The following is a 2536-nucleotide window of genomic DNA, read 5'->3' on the forward strand; positions in this document are numbered from 1 at the left end:
AAAGACCGGTGCGCCTTTCGCCCGAGATATTTTAGCCGCCTGGCAATATGGCCCAGTTTTTCCTAATTTATATGTAAAAACACTACTTCAACGTAATTATCCTCTTCGAACAATCGCTGAAGGAAAAGCAAGTAAGTTAACCCCTGGACACCAACAGTTAATCACTAAAATAGTTAACCAATATGGTCCTTATACACCTAGACAATTGGTGAACAAAACTTGTCGCGAAGAACCTTGGAAAATTAATTTTTTAGACGCTGATTGGAGTTGTAATCTTATTAGCGATACGGATTTGTATCAATTTTATGCTAAACAAACCACTAATCAAAATAAAAGGAGTAAAAAGTGAAAATAAGTTATCCGCTTTTATTAACCATTTCTTATTTATTTTTCATTATGAGTAATATAATGATCTTATTTTTTAATTTGGAATTAGGATTAAAATTTAACGCGACTATTAGCATCTTTGCCGATCTTTGCTTTTTAGGTTATTTATGGTGTCCAAATGAAAATTAATGGGATCGGTTGTAAACAAAAACTTTTACCCCAAATCATTCCCCATTTACCCGAATCATTTAAAACTTATTATGAACCTTTTTTAGGGAGTGGGGTTCTTTATTTTTATTTAAAACCCGCCAAAGCAATTTTAAACGATTACGATCCCGACTTAATTACGATGTGGCGTCAAAGTTTCCAAAATCCTGTTCATTTTGTCGATGAGGTCCAAATGATAGAAAATTATCTTTACCAACATCAAGACCAAACACAACAAAAACAAGCCTTTAAGCATTTATTAAATCAATATAATCAAAATTTCCTCCTAAAAAGCAAAAAATTACTTAGGTCAGCCATCTTTTATGTTTTAAATAAATACGCTTTTCGGGGGATTACACGTTATGATCGCCACAATAATTTAAAAGCAACTTTTGGTTATAAACCGAAACAAAAAACGCCCATCATTAATTTAAACCAATTAATCGCCTACCAACATCACTTCCGCAAGAACAAACATGGTTTATATTGTAGGGATTTTCGAAAAATCATCGCCTCTAGTCAACAAGGCGATTTTCTTTTTTGTGATCCGCCCTATTACTATGAAGGAATTAAAGATAAAGAATTTTACCAAAAACCATTTACTTTTACTGATCAGCAACAATTAGCCTTAGAATTGCATCAAGCAACCAAAAGGGGGGTCAAATGGTTATATACCAATTATGCCACACCAGCAATCCTTAATTTATTCCCCAACGCAAACCTCATTAACACCAAAACCACAACCAACCATTGTCTCACCCAGAAAAACATCCATCAAGAAATCATTATTAAAAATTATATATAAGATAAAAAAAATAAATAAATCAAAGGAGATTTAAAATGAGTGATGCGTTAACGCACATTTATCGCGGTACTTATTTTTTTGAAGAAGACTGTAGTAACAAAACCATAACTAAAAGGAGAAATCATAACCTTATGACTAAAAAAGAATTAATTAAAAAAATTGCCGAAGCGAACCATGCTTCTATTACCCAAACGACAGAATTTTACCACACTTTTGAAAAGACTTTAATTGAAGCCATCGCTTCTCATGAAGAAGTCATTTTATCACCCCAAATTGGGAAATTTGTTTTAAAAGCGAAAAAAGCCTATCATGGCAGACATCCCCAAACAGGCCAAAAAATTAAAATTCCTGCTAAAACGGTAGTCACTTTTAAATTATCTAAAACTATTAAAGACCAAGTGAAAGTGTTAATTTTAAAATAACCCCCTTATTTTCTTGCGAAAACCTAAGAAAGGCGGTAATCTATGTCCTTAAACAAAAAAATCTATTTGAGTTTGCTGGGTTTATTAAGTTCAGGTTTGTTGATTTTATTCATTTTAGGCATCACTCATTCTCGTCAACCAACTAAACCCCCAACCTTAACTAACCAACCGTCATCATCACGCCAACAAGAGATCGACCATCAAATCAAATTAGAACAAGCCAAAATCCAAGAACTTCACCAACAAGATCAAACTTTAAAAACCCAAATTGATGAAAATGTGAAAACTTTAACTGATATTGTTACCAAAATGAAAACTCTCCAAACCGAATTAACTAATAACCCGCAATTACCTCCAAACACGAAAACCCAAAAACACCAACAATTAACCGAACTAAAAGCCCAACAACAAACCCAACAAACCTTAATTGATAATTTAATCGCCCAAAGAAAAGCGTTAAACCAAAATCAAAAAGAAAAACAAGCAGAATTAGAAAAATTAGCCCAAGCCAAAGCTCAACTCCAAACCCAAGAAAATCTCCAACAACAAATTTTCCGCTTAAATCAAGCCCTTAATTATGTGGAAGCGAATCAAAAAAGAATTGAAGAGTTAAAAACGCAACCAGAATATCGAAAAAATCAAACGGAGTTAAAAAATTTCCAGGATTTTCAACTGTTCTTAACGGATCAAAAAATCGCTTTTGAAAAACAAAAGCAAAACTTACAAACGCAATTAAATCATTTACAAGAAAATAAACCGCTTCCGCATCTTCAAA

Annotated in this window: 3 protein-coding genes and 1 pseudogene; all 4 read left to right on the top strand. The window is 32.8% G+C overall.

Features of this window, described 5'->3' with window-relative positions; genetic code table 11:
* On the top strand, positions 1-349 hold a 349-nt coding region (locus OC698_RS02915), incomplete at its 5' end, for a Panacea domain-containing protein (RefSeq protein WP_304513200.1).
* A 156-nt stretch (positions 350-505) separates the two neighbouring features.
* Positions 506-1339: a DNA adenine methylase gene (locus OC698_RS02920; protein ID WP_304513201.1), complete on the top strand. Its 834-nt coding sequence runs from the start codon at positions 506-508 to the stop codon at positions 1337-1339.
* A 131-nt stretch (positions 1340-1470) separates the two neighbouring features.
* A complete protein-coding gene (locus tag OC698_RS02925; RefSeq protein WP_304513202.1) occupies positions 1471-1761 on the top strand; it encodes an HU family DNA-binding protein in 291 nt (96 codons plus the stop codon).
* Between the two features lie 42 nt (positions 1762-1803).
* Positions 1804-2536, top strand: a pseudogene (locus tag OC698_RS02930) (AAA family ATPase); the annotation flags it as partial.

Source organism: Candidatus Phytoplasma gossypii (genome assembly GCF_030586975.1).
GTDB classification, from domain to species: Bacteria; Bacillota_I; Bacilli_A; order Acholeplasmatales; family Acholeplasmataceae; genus Phytoplasma; species Phytoplasma citri.

Bases quoted from the DNA above. Each gene is read 5' to 3' on its own strand.
- OC698_RS02920 (WP_304513201.1), top strand. From the start codon at position 506: ATGAAAATTAATGGGATCGGTTGTAAACAAAAACTTTTACCCCAAATC.
- OC698_RS02925 (WP_304513202.1), top strand. From the start codon at position 1,471: ATGACTAAAAAAGAATTAATTAAAAAAATTGCCGAAGCGAACCATGCT.